At 60.7% G+C, this 17,307-nt stretch carries 17 protein-coding genes; 10 read left to right on the top strand and 7 right to left on the bottom strand.

Features of this window, described 5'->3' with window-relative positions; all coding sequences use genetic code 11:
• Positions 1-17 precede the first annotated feature (17 nt).
• Genes AKU94_RS13775 through AKU94_RS13765 form a run of 3 tightly spaced genes read right to left on the bottom strand, consistent with a single transcriptional unit; the run spans position 18 to position 3,344 of the window.
• A complete protein-coding gene (locus AKU94_RS13775) occupies positions 18-1,550 on the bottom strand; it encodes a phospholipase D family protein (RefSeq protein ID WP_083445072.1) in 1,533 nt (510 codons plus the stop codon).
• A gap of 1 nt (position 1,551) precedes the next feature.
• On the bottom strand, positions 1,552-2,268 hold the full coding sequence (locus AKU94_RS13770) for an endonuclease/exonuclease/phosphatase family protein (protein WP_050527844.1): 717 nt from the start codon (positions 2,266-2,268) through the stop codon (positions 1,552-1,554).
• Positions 2,265-3,344 (bottom strand): AI-2E family transporter, encoded by a 1,080-nt coding sequence (locus AKU94_RS13765; protein ID WP_232295772.1) that lies wholly within the window; start codon positions 3,342-3,344, stop codon positions 2,265-2,267. Before AKU94_RS13765 ends, AKU94_RS13770 begins: the two co-directional genes overlap by 4 nt.
• Before the next feature lie 188 nt (positions 3,345-3,532).
• Between AKU94_RS13765 and ftsH the strand changes: the two genes are divergently transcribed.
• Complete coding sequence (gene ftsH, locus AKU94_RS13760) at positions 3,533-5,365, top strand: ATP-dependent zinc metalloprotease FtsH (protein WP_050527842.1); 1,833 nt, start codon at positions 3,533-3,535, stop codon at positions 5,363-5,365.
• Positions 5,366-5,380: 15 nt separating this feature from the next.
• On the opposite strand, the gene AKU94_RS13755 is transcribed toward ftsH, so the two are convergent.
• From AKU94_RS13755 to AKU94_RS13740, 4 genes are all read right to left on the bottom strand, one after another.
• Positions 5,381-5,668 (bottom strand): sll1863 family stress response protein, encoded by a 288-nt coding sequence (locus AKU94_RS13755; RefSeq protein WP_050527841.1) that lies wholly within the window; start codon positions 5,666-5,668, stop codon positions 5,381-5,383.
• A gap of 80 nt (positions 5,669-5,748) precedes the next feature.
• Positions 5,749-6,873 carry an ABC transporter permease gene (locus AKU94_RS13750; protein ID WP_198144911.1) on the bottom strand — a complete coding sequence of 375 codons (1,125 nt, stop codon included), beginning with the start codon at positions 6,871-6,873 and terminating at the stop codon, positions 5,749-5,751.
• A complete protein-coding gene (gene rbbA / locus AKU94_RS13745; protein WP_050527840.1) occupies positions 6,870-9,590 on the bottom strand; it encodes a ribosome-associated ATPase/putative transporter RbbA in 2,721 nt (906 codons plus the stop codon). Before rbbA ends, AKU94_RS13750 begins: the two co-directional genes overlap by 4 nt.
• Before the next feature lie 3 nt (positions 9,591-9,593).
• Positions 9,594-10,601: an HlyD family secretion protein gene (locus tag AKU94_RS13740; RefSeq protein ID WP_050527839.1), complete on the bottom strand. Its 1,008-nt coding sequence runs from the start codon at positions 10,599-10,601 to the stop codon at positions 9,594-9,596.
• Between the two features lie 220 nt (positions 10,602-10,821).
• On the opposite strand from AKU94_RS13740, the gene atpD reads away from it, so the two are divergent.
• Genes atpD through AKU94_RS13695 form a run of 9 tightly spaced genes read left to right on the top strand, consistent with a single transcriptional unit; the run spans position 10,822 to position 17,303 of the window.
• Positions 10,822-12,228 (top strand): F0F1 ATP synthase subunit beta, encoded by a 1,407-nt coding sequence (gene atpD, locus AKU94_RS13735; protein WP_050527838.1) that lies wholly within the window; start codon positions 10,822-10,824, stop codon positions 12,226-12,228.
• Positions 12,225-12,632: an ATPase gene (locus AKU94_RS13730; protein WP_050527837.1), complete on the top strand. Its 408-nt coding sequence runs from the start codon at positions 12,225-12,227 to the stop codon at positions 12,630-12,632. Before atpD ends, AKU94_RS13730 begins: the two co-directional genes overlap by 4 nt.
• Entirely contained in the window at positions 12,629-12,907 is a 279-nt protein-coding gene (locus tag AKU94_RS13725; RefSeq protein WP_050527836.1) for an AtpZ/AtpI family protein, read from the top strand. Before AKU94_RS13730 ends, AKU94_RS13725 begins: the two co-directional genes overlap by 4 nt.
• Positions 12,904-13,203 carry an N-ATPase subunit AtpR gene (locus AKU94_RS13720; RefSeq protein ID WP_050527835.1) on the top strand — a complete coding sequence of 100 codons (300 nt, stop codon included), beginning with the start codon at positions 12,904-12,906 and terminating at the stop codon, positions 13,201-13,203. Before AKU94_RS13725 ends, AKU94_RS13720 begins: the two co-directional genes overlap by 4 nt.
• Entirely contained in the window at positions 13,194-13,892 is a 699-nt protein-coding gene (locus tag AKU94_RS13715; RefSeq protein WP_050527834.1) for a F0F1 ATP synthase subunit A, read from the top strand. Before AKU94_RS13720 ends, AKU94_RS13715 begins: the two co-directional genes overlap by 10 nt.
• Positions 13,889-14,179, top strand: coding sequence for a F0F1 ATP synthase subunit C (locus AKU94_RS13710; protein ID WP_050527833.1), 291 nt, complete (start codon positions 13,889-13,891; stop codon positions 14,177-14,179). The genes AKU94_RS13715 and AKU94_RS13710 overlap by 4 nt, the downstream gene beginning before the upstream one ends.
• Before the next feature lie 2 nt (positions 14,180-14,181).
• Positions 14,182-14,928, top strand: coding sequence for a F0F1 ATP synthase subunit B family protein (locus AKU94_RS13705; protein ID WP_050527832.1), 747 nt, complete (start codon positions 14,182-14,184; stop codon positions 14,926-14,928).
• Positions 14,918-16,432: a F0F1 ATP synthase subunit alpha gene (locus tag AKU94_RS13700; RefSeq protein ID WP_050527949.1), complete on the top strand. Its 1,515-nt coding sequence runs from the start codon at positions 14,918-14,920 to the stop codon at positions 16,430-16,432. Before AKU94_RS13705 ends, AKU94_RS13700 begins: the two co-directional genes overlap by 11 nt.
• Positions 16,416-17,303: a F0F1 ATP synthase subunit gamma gene (locus AKU94_RS13695; protein ID WP_050527831.1), complete on the top strand. Its 888-nt coding sequence runs from the start codon at positions 16,416-16,418 to the stop codon at positions 17,301-17,303. Before AKU94_RS13700 ends, AKU94_RS13695 begins: the two co-directional genes overlap by 17 nt.
• Positions 17,304-17,307 lie beyond the last annotated feature (4 nt).

Here is a 17,307-nt window from a genome sequence, read left to right as displayed (position 1 = left end):
GCGCTTGCTGCGGCGGGTTATAACAACCACTCGACCGGCAGTCGGCTGACAATGGCGATGGCCATGCGGTTGAATAGTGTTGCGCCTGGCTCTTTGGTTCTGATGGCCCCGCTTTCGGGATCAACCCAGACCGGCTTTCGGCCCCTTGTCTCTATTCGCCACGCCAGCCCGCGTAAATCGCTGTCAAAGGCCGCATGCATCGCGTTGGCCATCCGCGGGCTTTCGATCAGCAATCCCATTTCGGTGTTCAGCGTGGTTGACCGGGGATCAAAATTGAATGAGCCGACAAAGATCCGCTCCCCGTCAACGGCAAAAGTCTTGGCATGAAGGCTTGACCCCGAAGAACCGAAGGGCCCCATTTTCTGGGCCGGAATATCCCCCCCCGGTTTTGGCCGCAGCTCAAAAAGCCCGACACCGGCGCGCAGCATCGCCATTCGGCGCTTGGCATAGCCAGCGTGGACGGGCACGACATCAGTCGCCTTTAGCGAATTTGTTAACATCCGCACATCGACACCTTGGGCCTGTAGCGTGGCAAAGGCCTTTACCCCCGCCGCACCCGGCACCAGATAGGGGGAAATCCCGTCGAACCTGGTTTCGATCTTGCCGACGGCCCGCATCAACTGGGATGCCAGCAGGTCCTCACGCGCGACGGCGCCCTCACCCTTTACTGGGTCGTCGCTAATCATTATCGCGGTGGTCCATTCAAGATCGAGCGCGCCATTCCGGAGGCTGCTTACAATGTCGGATGATTGCAGAATATCTTTATACTCATGCATTTGCGGATCGGCAGAGAACCGTGCAAGGCCTGCGCCAATCGGGTCACCTTTGCCGGGACCGACGATCTGTCTGGCCTCATGCACCGAAGGGGCCGCCCAATAGCGGTCGAAATCGGCCGAGACATTATCGACCACATGCCCCAGTGCCAGCACGTCAAGATCAACAAACAACGGAGTGTTGCCTGTGCCGAAATATTCATCCCCGATATTGCGCCCGCCCATGATGGTGACATGACCGTCAACGGTAAAGGATTTGTTGTGCATCCGCCGGTTCAGGCGGAAAAAATCAAACGTATAGGACAGTAGTTTGAACCGGCGCAGGTTGAACGGGTTGTAAAGACGGACCTCGATATTGGGGTGGTCATTTAACGCGGCTAGGGTCGGATCCAGCCCGGGAACCCCGTTATCATCCAAAAGCAGACGGACCCTTACCCCCCGATCCGCCGCCCTTTGCAGCGCATCCAGCAAAAGAAACCCCGTCAGATCCCCGCGCCAGATATAATATTGCGCATCAATCGAAGAGACGGCCGCATCGGCAAGGACCATCCGCGCGGCAAAGGCGCCTGTGCTGCTTTGCAGGGCGGCGATGCCGGTTTCTCCGGGATGCCCGTGGCGTTCGCGCGCCTGGGCCAGCGGGCCGGTTGTAGCGGGGGGCAGGGCGGTGCTATTCGCCCTGTCACTATTGTGAGGCGCGGGAAACGCGCGGCGCGCCACAAGGATCGCGACCCCTGCAAAGAGGGCAAGTATCACGATGCATTTGACCAGAACCAACATGCTACCCCCTTACCGTTTGTTTGTCCGGCAACAGATCGAACTGCGCACGAATTGGCCGGTGGTCGGATGCCATTGTCGCCTGCGGGTCGCTGATGACGCTGCTGTGCAGCAGTTCAAATTCATTGCTGAAGGCCAGACGGTCCAGATGCAAAAAGGGCCGCCCTGCCGGAAATGTCGGGCCGGGGCTGTGGATATGGATCCATTCGGGCACTGTTTCCAGCCCATGCCGGTCGCGCCATTCATTATAGTCGCCAGCGATGATGATCGGGCGGCGGTCCAGCTCTGCCAGCCGGGCGGCGATGAAGGCGATTTGCTTGCGTCGGTTGCCGCGCAAAAGGCCAAGGTGAACCCCCACAACCCGAAGCGGCCGCCCCAAGACCGTCAGGTCTACGACTACAGCGCCGCGCGGCTCCAGTGCCGGCAGGTCATAGCGATGGATCGCATCAACCGTGATGCCGGGACGTTTGAGCATGGCAATCCCATGCCAGCCAAGGCCAACCCCTGTGGGTGTCAGGTCCACCACCTCAAACGGGCCGATCCGGCCTTGGGGGCTTGGCAATGCGGCGGGGCGGGGATGGCGGCGGAAATCGGCCTCTTGCAGCAAGACGACATCGGCATCAAAACCGGTGATCGCCGCGATAGTGCGGGCAGGTCTGCGTCGCAAATCCCGGCCAAGTCCCGCGCGAATGTTCCAGCTGACAAGTGAAAATTCGGTCATGGTTTTGCCGCCTTTTGAGTGCGGCCCGCGATATGGCCCACGTGGTTGGCCATAAGGATCGCGAATGGCAGCGTTGAGGGAAAGGCCGCCAGAACGATGGTCAACATCGAGGTCAGCGGCACCGCCAGCAATGCCCCCGGCAGCCCCCAGATCGCGTACCAAACAGACAGCGCAACCAGAACGACAAAGGGGCTTAGGTTGACGCGGCGGCCCACCAGTCGGGGGTCCATAAAATTGGCCACCCAGGTCTGGGCAACGGTCAATAGCACCGTCAGCAAAACGGTCCGCCCCAGATCGCCAAATTGCAATACCGACATGATAACGGGAAAGGCCACGGCGACCAAAGACCCGAAATAGGGGATGTAATTCAAAAGCCCGATCATCAAGGCCCAGAACAGTGGAAAGTCGATATCCATCCCCCACAGGATGACAAAGGAAATACCGCCAAGGCCGATATTCACCAAGGTTTTGGCCGCCAGATAGTCGCCGATCTTTTCGTTGATGTCGCGGATCATCGCCTCGGTGCGTGCGGCACTTTCGGGGTCTTTTACCGCCGCCGAAAGCTTGGCGGCAAAGCCCCCCCGTTCCGCCAGCAGAAAGGCCGAATAGACGATCACCAGAAACAGCGAGGTGCCGATATTGCTGACATTGAGCAAAGCGGTATTGATGACATCCCGCACCGACAGCCTGCCAAAGGTTGCCTCGCGGATGGTTTGCCAGTCGGGGCGGTCATCAAGCCCCAAAAGCCCCGCACCCTGCGCCACCAGACGCTCTATGTTGACCTGATATGTGGTTGCGTCGCGCAAAATCTGGGTGATGGTGTTGATCACCACCCCCGCCAGTAAAAGCACGGCGGCGGTGAAAAGCAGCAACACTAGAAACCGCCGCACCCCGCCTGAAAATCGTCCCACCAATGGTAGGCGACCCAGCGCCTCAGAGGCATCCATCAGCACATAAACCGCGATCACGGCCGCCAGAATTGGCAATAGCACGGGTTTCCCCACGATCAGCAAGAACCCCAGCAGTACCACCAACAAGGCGGCATTGACCAACAGGGCAAGCGGGGGCGTGCTCATTTTCATTCCGTATTTCCCTGTTTTATGCCCACCATCATTCGCGGCAAAATCGGCCCTTTTTTGTAATATAGCACCGCAATAGCCCCACAACAACGCGGCGACTTCACGCGGCGCGTTGACCGATATCAATGCGGGCGTGCAAAGGTCTTGGCATAGTGTGGGCTTGGGTGTCAGATCGGAAAAATATAATGAACCGCGGAACGCAGATAAATCTTTGGTATGTGCTTTTGGCTGTGATGGGCATCGTGTTCATCCGCGATATCTGGGTGCAAAGCCAGACGATCGAGGCAATCCCCTATAGTCAGTTTGAAACCTATCTTGAGACGGACAAGATAGAGGAGGTAACCATCGGTTCCTCTACAATCCGCGGTACGTTTCGCAACGCACTTGATGGCAAGACAGGTTTCGTGACCACGCCCGTCGCCCCCGAACTGGCCGACCGGTTGAGCGATAGCGGCGTGACTTTTTCCGGCGCGGTAGAAAACACATGGTTCACCACCTTGCTGTCATGGGTGCTGCCAGCACTGTTCTTTGTCGGCATCTGGATGTTTGTGATCCGCCGCATGGGGGGCGGGCAGGCGGGCGGCATGATGGCCATTGGCAAAAGCAAGGCCAAGGTCTATGTCGAAAGCGATACCAAGGTTACATTCGCCAATGTCGCCGGCGTGGATGAGGCCAAGGCCGAGTTGCAAGAGGTCATCGATTTTTTGCAAAGCCCCAAGGAATACGGCAGCCTTGGCGCGCGGATGCCCAAGGGCATCTTGCTGGTCGGCCCGCCCGGCACGGGTAAAACCCTTCTGGCCCGCGCTGTGGCAGGTGAAGCGGGTGTGCCGTTCTATTCTATCTCTGGGTCCGAGTTTGTTGAAATGTTCGTGGGGGTAGGGGCCGCAAGGGTGCGCGATCTGTTCGAACAGGCCCGCAAGGCGGCACCCGCCATCATCTTTATTGATGAGCTGGATGCCCTTGGCCGTGCGCGGGGTGCGGGCACCGTACAGGGTGGCAATGATGAACGTGAGCAAACCCTCAACCAGCTTTTGTCAGAGCTGGACGGCTTTGATCCCAGCAGCGGCGTTGTGCTGCTTGCGGCAACGAACCGGCCGGAAATCCTTGATCCGGCCTTGCTGCGCGCGGGGCGTTTTGACCGGCAGGTTCTGGTGGACCGGCCCGACCGGGCAGGGCGGGTGCAGATTTTGCAAGTTCATATGAAAAAGATCGTGCTGGCCCCGGAAATGGCGCTGGACGAAATTGCGGCGCTGACCACGGGGTTTTCGGGCGCCGATCTGGCCAATCTGGTGAATGAGGCCGCCCTTTTGGCGACACGGCGGCGTGGAAAACATGTCACGATGGAGGATTTCACCCGCGCCATCGAACGGATTGTGGCGGGCCTAGAAAAGCGCAACCGGCTGATCAACCCGCGCGAACGCAAGATTGTTGCCTATCATGAGATGGGACACACGCTGGTCTCAATGGCGCTGCCGGGGGTGGATACGGTGCATAAGGTGTCGATTATTCCGCGCGGTATAGGGGCGCTGGGCTATACCATCCAGCGCCCGACCGAGGACCGCTTCTTGATGACCCAGGCCGAGCTGCGCGACAAGATCGCGGTGCTGATGGGCGGGCGCGCCGCCGAGCAGTTGGTGTTCGGCCATCTGTCAACCGGCGCTGCCGATGACCTGGCGCGTGCGACCGATATCGCGCGGTCCATGATCGCGCGATATGGCATGGACCCCCAACTTGGCAACGTCAGCTATGACAGTGACCGCAACAGCTTTTTGGGCGATCACAGCCCAAGCTATTTCGACCGCAACTATAGCGAGGCCACCGCCGAGGCGATGGATGTCGCGGTGCGCGCGGTCTTGCAAGAGGTGTCAGACCGCACGCTGGATATTCTGGCCAAGAACCGCGATCTGCTTGACCGCACCGCCAAACGCCTGCTGGAGGTGGAAACGCTGGACGAGGATGCCCTGCATGCGCTTACACAGGGGCTGGTGCCTGCGCCGCCGGAAAAAGCCTTGGGCTGAGGGCACCGCGCCCGGTCAGGAAAACCGCTTCCACGCGCTTTTCATCGCATCGCTCATGGCGTCCCAAGCAGCTTCGGCACCGGTCTGCATGTCTTTCCATGCCTCGCCTTGCGCATCCTGGATCTCTTTCAGCTTGATCTCGGCCTTGAGCTGATGCGCGCGCAATGTGTCGATCTCTTCGAGATATTTCAGCTTGGCATCGGCCTGTGCCTGTTCTGCCTGTGCGCGTAATTTGGCAATCTCGGCGGTCCATTCGTCAAGCTGTGCCTGCATCTTTTCCTGAAAAGCGTCCTTGCGGTCCATTTCGATCCCTCCTTGATTGTGGGCCGAATGCGGCCCTGTCGCTGATAGTAAATGGCCCATTCAACATTGCAAGCGTCCTGTCATCCCCGCGCGACAGACCGGCGAAACAGGATCAGGCTGAGGACAAGAACCCCCGCCCCCAGCAGGAAGGTCCAAAGAAACGCGGGCCAGACAATGCCGAAATCCGCGCCGCGGTAGATGATGGCGGTTGCGAACTCCATGAAATGCCGTGAGGGCAAGAACCATGTGATCGGCTGCAGCCAGAGAGGTTGGCTTTCAATCGGGGTCATCCCGCCGGAAAGGATCATGATCGGCATGATCACCAGCATCAACAACAGTGCAAATTGCGCCATGGTGCGCGCCAAAATCCCCAAGAGCACCCCGATAGAGGCGGCGGCAAAAAGATACACCGCCGTCCCCGCCAGAAACAACAGTTTGGAGCCTGCGATGGGCACGCCCAAGGCCCCTTCGACCACAATCAAAAGCGAAAAGACGAAAGCGACAAAGACGACGATCCCATTGGCAAAAATCTTGGCCAGCGCAATTTCCGTGGCGGTGACGGGCAAAAGCAAGAGGTGTTCGATGGTACCATGTTCGCGTTCGCGGATAATGGCCGCCCCCGTCAGCACAATTGTCAGCATCGACAACCAGTTCAACAGCGCCGAGACTGCCCGCAACCAGACCTCGCTGCCCGTAGGGTTAAAGGAGCGGCGCAAAACCAGATCAACGGTTGAGGTGGCGGTGATATTCTGACGCGCGCTGAAACGGGCAATCTCGGCATTGAAGGTGGCCGTCATATAGCCGGTGCCAATCGCGGCAGCGGCGGTTTTGGTGGCGTCGATATTGATCTGCAACGAGGGTGTGCGCCCGGCGCGGACATCGGCCTCAAACCCGGCGGGAATGACCACGACAAAGGTTGTCTCGCCCCAATCCATCAGGCTGTCGATCTCATCGGCGCGGGCCTCTTGCGGGGGCAAATAGCGCGGCGGCAGCAGCGAATTTTGCAACGCACGGCTTAGGGTGGTGCGATCCTCATCGACAAAGGTCACGGCGGCATTGCTCAGCATATCCCCCGCGCCAGAGCTTTCGATATAAATCCCCGGCCCGAAGGAATAGATCACCAGCAGCAGCAAAATCGCCTCACGCCAAAGGGTGCGGAATTCCTTGGTCATCAGCCAAAAGATATTCGTTACGCGACGCATCATGCCTCCTGCTTTTTCAAGAACAGGATGGCGATGGTCAAAAAGGCGGGGGCAAACAGGCAGAGCAGCAGGATATTGGCGGCAAGCTGGTCAAAGCCAAGCCCCTTGTTAAAGGCGCCCACGCTCATCTGCATGAAATAATTGGTGGGCCACATCTGTCCCATGATCCGCGCGGCCCCCTCAAGGGTGGAAACGGGTTGGATCAGTCCCGAAAACTGCACCGTCGGCATCATGGCCAGAACTGCCGTTGCAAAAACCGCCGCGACCTGACTGCGCACGAATACCGCGACGATCAAACCAAATCCCGTAGACCCCGCAACATAGGCCAGAGCCCCCAGAGACAGGGCCAGAACGGATCCTTTCAGCGGCACGCCAAACAGGAAAACCGCCATGGCGGTCAGGATGATCCAGTTGATAAAACCGATCCCGACATAGGGGAGTTGTTTGCCCAACAGGAATTCCAGCTTGCTGGTGGGGGTGACATAGAAATTGGTGATGGTGCCGATCTCGCGTTCGCGACTCAGGCTGACGGCCATCAAGATTGCAGGAAACAGCATCAGCAAGATCGCCGGTACCGAAGGCGCCATTGAGGGTAGCGATTCAAATGAGGGGTTATAGCGGTAGCGCGGCTCGATATTGACGATGGGCCGGGCCATGCCCGCAAGCCCCGCCGCCGTTGCGCGGGTGGTCATGAAACTGCCATGCGCGCCCTGCACATAGCCTTCGATGGTTGCGGCGCGCGAGGGCGCCGCGCCATCAATCCAGGCCGCCACGCTGGTGGGTTGGCCGGTGGTCACCGCGCGCCCGAACCCTGCCGGAATTTCAATGGCCAGCATGACCTCGCCCGTCACCATCCTGTGGCGCAGTTCGGCCTCGCTGGCGACCTCGGGCACCTCGTCGAAATAGGTGGAGCCGGAGAAATTCGCCAGATAGGCGCGGCTTTCGGGCGTGCGATCCTGATCAAAGGCCGCAAACTTCAGGCCGGTTACATCCATCGAGATGCCGTAGGCGAAAAGCAGCATCAACAGCATGCTGCCAAGGAAGGCGAAGGCAAGGCGGATCGGATCGCGCATTACCTCCAGCGTTTCGCGGCGACTTACGGCGAAAAGACGCGCCAACCCATTGCGGCGTTTGCGGGACGTGTTTGATACAGTGCCCGAAAGGGCTTCGGCCGCGGGTTCCGGGGTATCCATTGCCTTGGTTATATAGCGGATGAAGGTCTCGTTAAGAGAGGCAGAACCGTTTTCCGTCGCCAAGTTTTCGGGCGTGTCATAGACCAGCACTTCACCCGCGTGCATCAGGCTGATCCTGTCGCAGCGCATGCCCTCATCCATGAAATGGGTTGAGATAAAGATCGTCACCTTGTCCTTGCGCGACAGATCCCCCAACAGATCCCAAAACGCGTCCCGCGCAACGGGGTCCACGCCTGATGTCGGCTCATCCAGTATCAGCATCTCGGGGGAGTGGATGATCGCACAGGCCAGTGACAGACGTTGGCGCAGGCCAAGGGGGAGCTCGCCGGCAAAGGCGTGGGCATGGGGGCGCAGGTCGAACCGTTCCAGCAGGGTGTCGATACGGGGGGCAATGCTGTTTGCGTCCATGTTGAACAGCCGCGCATGCAGGGCCAGATTCTGGCGGACGGTCAGCTCAGCATAAAGCGAAAAGGACTGGGACATATAGCCGACACGATTGCGCGCCTCTATGTTATCCGCATCTACCTGCTGCCCGAACAGCGATGCCTCGCCCTCGGTCGGTTGCAAAAGGCCGGTCAGCATTTTCATCGTGGTCGTTTTGCCACTGCCGTTGGAGCCAAGAAAGCCGAAAATCTCACCGTGCCTGATCTCAAAGCTGACATTGCTGACGGCGGTGAAATCACCAAAGCGTTTGGTCAGCCCTTTGGCCGTGATCACCGGCGCGCTGGTATCAGTGCTGTCCAAGGGGGGGATGGCCACTCTATTGCCTTTGGGTTGCTTGTCGGCGGGCAAAAGGGACACAAAGGCGGCCTCCAGCGTGTCCTTGCCGGTGGTCTGGCGCAGGGCCTCGGGGGTGCCGGTGGCAAGGATGCGGCCGTCGTCCATCGCGACCAGCCAGTCAAACCGTTCCGCCTCTTCCATATAGGCGGTAGAGACGAGGACTGTCATCTGCGGGCGGTCGATACGAATGGTGTCGATCAGATCCCAGAACTGGCTGCGCGACAGCGGGTCGACGCCGGTTGTCGGCTCATCCAATATCAGGAAATCGGGGTCATGGATCAGGGCGCAACACAGGCCCAGCTTTTGCTTCATCCCGCCCGAAAGCTTGCCCGCGGGCCGGTTCAGGAACGGGTCCAGCCCGGTGGCATGGGCCAGCCGGTCGATGCGCCGCCGCCGTTCCGGCCCGTCATGACCAAACAGGCGGCCAAAGAAATCGAGGTTCTCAAAAACGCTCAGGTCTTGATAGAGGTTTTTGCCAAGGCCTTGGGGCATATAGGCGATGCGGGCGAAAACGGCCTCTCGGTGGCGACGGCTTGTCATATCGCCGCCCAGGACCTCTATTCGTCCGGCTTGTATTTTGCGTACACCCGACAAAAGCCCCAGCAGGGTGGATTTTCCAACCCCGTCCGGCCCGATCAGTCCCAGCATCTTTCCGGCGGGCAAGTCCAACGTGATATCATCCAGCGCGCGGGTCTTGCCATAGCTATGGGTCACTGACGCGATACGAACGACAGGGGCATCTTGCATCTTCTAGTTACCCGGCAGCGCGTCGGCGGGGATCGGCTGGCCCACGAAATCGGCGGGCCATGCCAGCTCTTCGGCACCGGCAAGACGGATAAAGCCCACGCCACGCAGCCCGGTTTTGACCTGCTCGATATAGGCTCTCACCAGTTCTTCAGGCAGGCGCAGTTTGACGCGAAACATCAACTTTTCACGCTCGGACGCGGTTTCGATCTGCTTGGGGGTGAATTGCGCCTCGGGAGAGACAAAGCTGACATAGGCGGGGATGGCATAGGGGATGCTGTCCAGATGGATGCGCGCCTCGGCACCCAGCCCGGTGCGCATGGCCTGATCGGCGGGCAGGAACATTTCCATATAAACCTGCGACAGGTCCAGCAGGGTCACAACCTTGCCGCCCGCGCCCAGCACCTCGCCGGGTTGCGCAAGCCGGTAGAGCACGCGACCAAGTGTGGGTGCGGTCAGCGTGGCATCTGTGATCTGGGTCTCTATCTGGACGGCAAGCGCATCGGCGGCATCCACGCCGCGCTCGGCCGAGGTAAGCTGGGCAAGGGCGGCTTGCAGGGCTGCCTCGGCAGTGGCGAGACGGGTCTTTTGTTGGTCAACAATGGATTGGGCGTTGATGCCGCGTTCGGCAAGGCTGCTGGCGCGCTCAAACTCCTCTTGGGCCAGCGCCCGTTCGGCGCGGCGTTGTTCGATCAGGGCGCGAACCTCGGCGACCTGACTGATCGCGCGCGCAGTATCGGCCTTGGCGCGGGCAAGCTGTGCGGCAAGTTCGCGGGTGTCCATGATGGCAAGCACATCGCCTGACTGCACCAGTTCACCCTCGCGCACACGGACTTCGGCAATTCTGCCGGGGGTCTTGGTCGCGATGTCGATCTGGTCCGCCTCCAGCCTGCCATTGCCAGAGGCAAAGCCGTCGGGCAGGCCCGCGGCGGTGCGGTCCAGAACGTACCAAGCAACTGTGGCGATGGCGGCCAAAGCCACAAGGGCCACGACGGCAGGGCGAAGATATTTCATGCAGGACGCTCCCTTGACCTTGGATTGATTTACCATAGCGGTCCGGCCAGGGCGTCACAATCATACGAAGCTTAGGGATGCTTCACCCAGCCGCATTAACGCGCGTTAACGAAGAGCTTGATGCAAATCCGCCTGCGATTGATCGGGGTTAATGATCTGGCGCATGTGATCCGCCATCGTGGGGCAGTTGGCCGATGTTCGCGGTCAAGGAGATGTTGCCATGCCCATTTTATCTGATCCTCGTGCAAAGGGTGCCCCCCTGTCCGCGCCGATGGGCCATGTTGTCGCCGTGCGTGGCGGCGTTGTCGATGTGGGGTTTCAAGGGCAGGGGCCGCAGCTTGATGATCTGCTTTATGCAGGAGATGTCGCTCTTCAGGTGATGAGTTTTGTGGAAGGCGGGGCCGCGCGCTGTATCGCGCTTGCTCCGGTGGAGGGGGTCGGTCTGGGGACAGAGGTGCGTACCACCGGCGGGCCGGTTACGGTGCCGGTGGGGGAGGCGGTTCTGGGGCGGATGCTCAATGTATTCGGTGCGCCGATTGACGGCTTGCCCGCGCCGGTGACCGACATGCGCCGTTCGATCCATCGTGCCCCGCCGCCCTTGACCGACCGTATTTTACGGGCCGAGGTTCTGGAGACAGGGATCAAGGCGATTGACCTTCTGGCCCCGATTGAACGCGGCGGCAAAACCGGATTGTTCGGCGGTGCCGGCGTCGGCAAAACGGTGCTGCTCAGCGAGCTTATCCATAACACGGTCGAACATCACCACGGCGTCAGCCTGTTTTGCGGTATTGGCGAGCGGTCCCGCGAGGCAGAGGAACTCTGGCGCGAGATGGGGGAGGCGGGGGTGCGTGACAAGATGGTCATGCTCTTTGGCCAGATGAACGAAAGCCCCGGCGTGCGCTTTCTGGTGGGCAAATCCGCGCTGACGATGGCCGAGTATTTCCGCGATGACCGCGAGCAGGATGTGCTGTTGCTGGTCGATAATATCTTCCGCTTTGTGCAGGCCGGGTCAGAGGTGTCGGGGCTGATGGGGCGGATGCCGTCGCGGGTGGGGTATCAGCCAACCTTGGCGACGGAACTTGCCAGCCTTCAGGAACGGATTGCGTCGACCCGCAAGGGGGCGATTACCTCGATCCAGGCGGTCTATGTGCCGGCCGATGATTTTACCGATCCGGCGGCGGCGCATATTTTCTCGCACCTCTCGGCCTCGGTGGTCCTGTCGCGCAAACGCGCGAGCGAGGGGCTTTATCCGGCGGTTGATCCGCTGGCCTCGGCCTCGGTCATGTTGACGCCGGCGGTGGTGGGGCAGCGCCATTATGATGTCGCCCGCGCCGTACGCCGTACCTTGGCCGAATATGAGGATTTGCGCGACATCATCGCCATGCTGGGCATAGAGGAGCTTTCGGCCCATGACCGCGCCATCGTGGCCCGCGCGCGGCGGCTGGAACGGTTTTTGACACAGCCCTTTGCCACTGTTAGCGCCTCGACCGGTGCGGGTGGCAAGCTGGTCCCGCTGGAGGCAACGCTGTCAGGATGTGAGGAAATTCTTGCACAAGATGAGTTCGAGCGCCCCGAAAGCGATTACTACATGATCGGCGCGCTGACGGACCTGAAGGTGCCCGCATGAGCATGGCTGATAAAATGCAGGTCACAATCGGCTTGCCCGGGGCGCCCTTGTTTCAGGGGTCGGCCGTGGCGCTGAATGCGGTGGCCCCGAATGGTGCCTTTGGCATCTTGCCCAATCATGTGGATCTTGTGACGGCACTGGTGCCCTCGGTCTTGTTGCTCCGTCAAGAGGACGGGCGGGAACGGGTTTTCGGCATTGATGAGGGGATTTTGGTCAAGAAAGGCCATGAGGTCACGATCGCCGTGCGACGGGGGGTGGAAAGCGCGGATCTTGCCTCGCTCGATGAAACTGTGGGTGCCCTATTCGACACGATGGAGGATGAGGAACGCGTGGCCCGCGCCGCCCTGTCACGGCTGGAGGCGGATATGGTGCGCCGTTTCGCAGGATTGCGGGGGCAGCCATGAGCAAGGATAAAAAAGCCCGCGACATCGGTCGTCTCGCCAGCCGCAAAAAGGCCGCACGTGACAATCCCGGCCCCAGCCCTCTGCGCGGTATTGGGACCTTTGGCATGATCGGCTGGTCGGTGGCGGTGCCAACGGTGGGCGGCGCGTTTCTGGGGATGTGGCTGGACGGGGCACATCCGCAGGATTTCTCATGGGTGATTGCGCTGATCCTTGGCGGGGTCGCCATTGGCGCGGGGATCGCTTGGGTTTGGATAGATAAGGAGAAGGGCGAATGATCGTATCACTGGACTGGCCGCTTTTGGCGTTCGGGTTGCTGTGTGGGGCGGGTGCGGGGGTATTGTTCTTTGCCGGATTGGCATGGGGGATGCGCGTGGCCCTGCGCCGCCCGAGGCCGGTTACGGTGTTGTTGCCAAGTGCCGCGCTGCGCATCGGGTTGCTTTTGGCCGCAGGCGTATGGATCGCGGGGCTGGGAACAACGGCGCTGCTGGGCTTTATGGCAGGGTTTTTCCTGTTTCGCGTTGTGATGATACTGGCCTTGCGTCCAACACCGGGGGGTGCGGGATGGAGCTGACGCCTGATACCACCATTATCCTGACAGTTTTCGGTTTTGGGATTAATGCCACCATCGTGTTCACATGGGTGGTGATGGCGATGCTGACGCTGGCCTCGATGCTGATTACCCGCAAGCTGCGCCCTGATGTGCCGCCCGACCGCTGGCGCACCACGCTAGAGGCCATCGTGCTGACAATCCAGGGCCAGATCGATGAGATCAGCGCCCGCCCCGACCGCCGGTTGCTCTATTTTGCGGGGACGTTGTTTTTGTTCATCGTCACCTCCAATTTGCTGATGGTGGTGCCGGGGTGGCATTCGCCGACGGCCTCGCTTTCGACCACGGCGGCGCTTGCGCTTGCGGTCTTGGTGGCGGTGCCGCTGTTCGGGATCGGGCAGCGAGGGCTAAAGGTCTATCTGCACAACTACCTTGAGCCGAACATCATCATGCTGCCCTTTAACATCATTGGTGAGGCGTCGCGCGGCATATCACTGGCGATCCGCCTTTATGGCAATGTGATGAGCGGAGCAGTGATCGCCGCAATCCTGCTGGGTGTGGCGCCTTTTTTCTTTCCGGTCGTGATGGACATGCTGGGCCTGCTGACCGGCGTTATTCAGGCCTATATTTTTGCCATTCTGGCGACTGTTTATATCTCATCGGCCACGGCACCGGCTGAACCTGAAACCGAACCTGCAAAGGATGCACCATGACTGATCTTGCCCTTATTGCGATGATTTCCATCTTTACCGCCGGTCTTACGGTCTCTTTCGGGGCGCTTGGCCCCGCACTGGGTGAAGGGCGCGCGGCGGCCTCGGCGCTCAATGCGATTGCGCAACAGCCCGATGCGGCATCCAACCTGTCGCGCACGCTGTTTGTCAGCCTTGCGATGATCGAATCCACCGCGATCTATTGTTTCGTTGTTGCGATGATTCTGCTCTTTGCCAACCCGTTCTGGAACGCGCTGATTGAGACATCGGCGCAAAGCGTGGGTGGCTAGATATGTCCATCGACTGGATCACGGTCGCGGCGCAGATCGTCAACTTTCTGGTGCTGGTCTGGCTGCTCAAGCGGTTTTTGTACCGGCCTATTCTGGACGGGATTGACGCCCGCGAACGCGAGATTGCCGAGCGAATGGCACAGGCGGGTGCCATTCGCGCCAAGGCCGAAGCCGCCGAGGCAGAATTTCGCGCCCAGATTACCAAGTTGAAAGCGGGCCGCGAGGGTGTGATCGCGCAAGCCCGCGAGGTGGCTGCCCGTGCGCGCGATGAGATGCTTGCACAGGCCAGCGCCCGCGTTGCGCGCGAACAGGCCGCCCGTGCAGAGGAGCGCGCAAAAGAGGTGCGTAAATATAGCGCCGATCTGCACGCCAAGGGGGCGGCGGCGTTTTTGGCGCTTTTGCGCAAGGCGCTGCATGATCTTGGGGATGAAAGCCTGGAGCAGCGGATCGTGACCCGCGCCATTGGACGGATGCCTGACATGATGCGGGATCTGACCGATGCCGCAGGCAGCAGCGATACCGCCGTGATTGTCACACATGATCCCTTGTCTCAGGATCTTGCAGCAGAGCTGACGGCGGCACTGCAAGCCGCAAAACCCGGTCTCAAAGTGGTGTTCCAAGCCGATCCGGCGCAGTCGCCCGGTCTTTCGCTGCGCCTTGGCGGGGCGCAGCTTGGCTGGACGGTGGACAGCTATATCGACGGGTTGAAGAAAATGCTTGGCAGGCAGGAGCATGCCCATGCCCAATGACATGCCTTTGCGCACCACCGATGATCTGCTGCAAACTTTGCTGGATGCGCCGCCGCCAGAACCCGAGGTTTGTGAGATCGGGCAGGTGGCCGAGATCGGTGACGGCATTGTCATCGTGACCGGACTTGCCCGCGCTTTGGTGGATGAGCTTCTGGATTTCGGTGGGGGGCTGTCGGGGATCGTGTTCGATCTGGAACAGGGCCGGCTTGGGGTGGTCATGCTCGGGCCATCGGGCGGGGTGGTGCCGGGGGCGGATGTGCGCCGGACCGGCAAGGTCGTCAGCGTGCCGGTTGGCCAACCCCTTCTGGGCCGTGTCGTCGACGGGCTGGGCCGGCCGCGGGATGGCGGTGCGCCGCTTTCGCTTGACCGGCTGCACCCGATCGAGAGCGCCGCACCGCCCATTCTGGACCGCGCGCCCGTGACCCGCCCCTTGGCGACGGGCCTCAAGGCGATTGACGCCGCCGTGCCTGTGGGCCTTGGCCAACGAGAGCTGATTATCGGTGACCGTCAAACCGGCAAGACTTCTATCGCGATCGACACCATCCTGAACCAGAAAAACACCGGCGTTTTGTGCCTCTATTGCGCCATCGGGCAGCGCGGCGATGCCGTGGCCAAAGTGCTCGGCGCGATCCGTGAGGGTGGCATGTTGGACCAGTGCATCATGGTCGTGGCGGGGGATGAGGAGGCGCCGGGCCTGTCCTATGTCGCCCCCTATGCCGCGATGACCATGGCCGAGGCATTGGCGACCGAGGGCCATGATGTTTTGGTTGTGCTGGATGATCTGACCCATCACGCCCATTCCTATCGGGAGCTCTCCTTGCTCTTGCGTCGTCCGCCGGGGCGAGAGGCCTTTCCGGGGGATATTTTCTTTGTCCATGCACGATTGCTGGAACGTGCAGGGCAGTTCAAGAGCGGCTCTATCACGGCGCTGCCGGTGGTCGAAACGCAGGCCGAGAACCTCTCGGCCTATATCCCCACCAATCTGATTTCTATCACCGACGGGCAGATTTACCTCTCGCCACGACTGGTGCGTAAAAACCAGTTTCCGGCTGTGGATCTGGGGGTTTCGGTCAGTCGGGTGGGGGGCAAGGCGCAAAACCGGGCCTTTCGCGATGTGGCGGGCAACCTGCGGGTCACGCTCTCGCAGTTTGAGGAGCTGGAGGAGTTCGCCCGTTTCGGCACCCGTCTGGATGCGGATACGCGCAAGCGGCTGGCGCGCGGGGCCGCTGTGCGCCGTGCCTTGCGACAGGCCGAACGCGATCCGATGCCCGCGGATGAGCAGCTTTGCGTTTTGCTCGCCGCTATGGAGGGGCTTTTGGACGATAAGGCCGAGGCCGAAACGGTTGCGGCAATGGTGCGTATCCGTGCCGCTGTGCGTGCGGATGGCCCGATGACGCGGGACCTGATCCTTGCGGGCAAACGGCTGGAGGAGGCCGACCGCGCGCGCATTCTGGATCAGGCCCGCACAGCGCTTGCAGGGGGGGATAATGGCCCAAACTCTTGAACGTCTGACACGGCGCAGCGACACGATGAGCAGCATTCGCAGCATCGTGCGCACCATGAAAACCATGTCCGCCATCAACGCCGCCCCCTATGAGCAAGCCGCCCGCGCCATTGATGTCTGGCGCGAAACCGTGCTGGAGGGGCTTCATGGGTTTGTGCATCGCAACGGGCCTTTGGTGCAGGCCGATGCGCGTGATTTGCAGCCGGTGATCATCGCCATAGGGTCGGATCACGGGCTGTGCGGCAATTACAACGAGATTTTGGCGGCCGAGGTTGCGGGGCATGCGGGGGCCTATGTGCTTTGTGTGGGCGCGCAGATGCAAGACGCGCTGGAGGGCGAAGGGATCACCCCTGCCCATACGCTAATGCCGCCGGCCAATACCGACGGGCTGAACCGGCTGGCCGGTGAGTTGGTCACCCATCTGGAAACCGCACGGGAACGGGCGGCACCGGGCGATATTGCTGTGACATTGGTCTATACCCGCCGCGCGCCTTTCGGCCGCCAAGCGCCGGTTTCGCAGCCGCTTTTGCCACTGGAACCGGCCTTGTTGGAGGATTTGGCGGCCCGTCCTTGGGACTCGCGCAGCTTGCCACAGTTTACCATGCCCGCGCTGGACCTGCTTGCCGCCTTGGTGCGAAACCTATTGTTTGCAACGATTTACCGTGCTGCCGCTGAGGCACTGGTGACGGAAAACGCGGCCCGGCTGGCGCGGATGCAACAGGCCGAGCAATCCGTGGATGAAAAGCTAGAGGAATTGCGCGGGGAAACCCGCAGCGTGCGGCAAAGCGAGATTACGACCGAATTGCTGGATGTGATCGTGGGGTTCGAGGCCCTGCGCAAACGCCGCAAACCGGTTGATGTCAACGCCTAGTGGG

This window comes from Pseudorhodobacter aquimaris (assembly GCF_001202025.1).
Classification (GTDB): Bacteria; Pseudomonadota; Alphaproteobacteria; order Rhodobacterales; family Rhodobacteraceae; genus Pseudorhodobacter; species Pseudorhodobacter aquimaris.
Note: the sequence above shows the minus strand (reverse complement) of the source record. Positions and strands in the feature narration are given on the sequence as shown.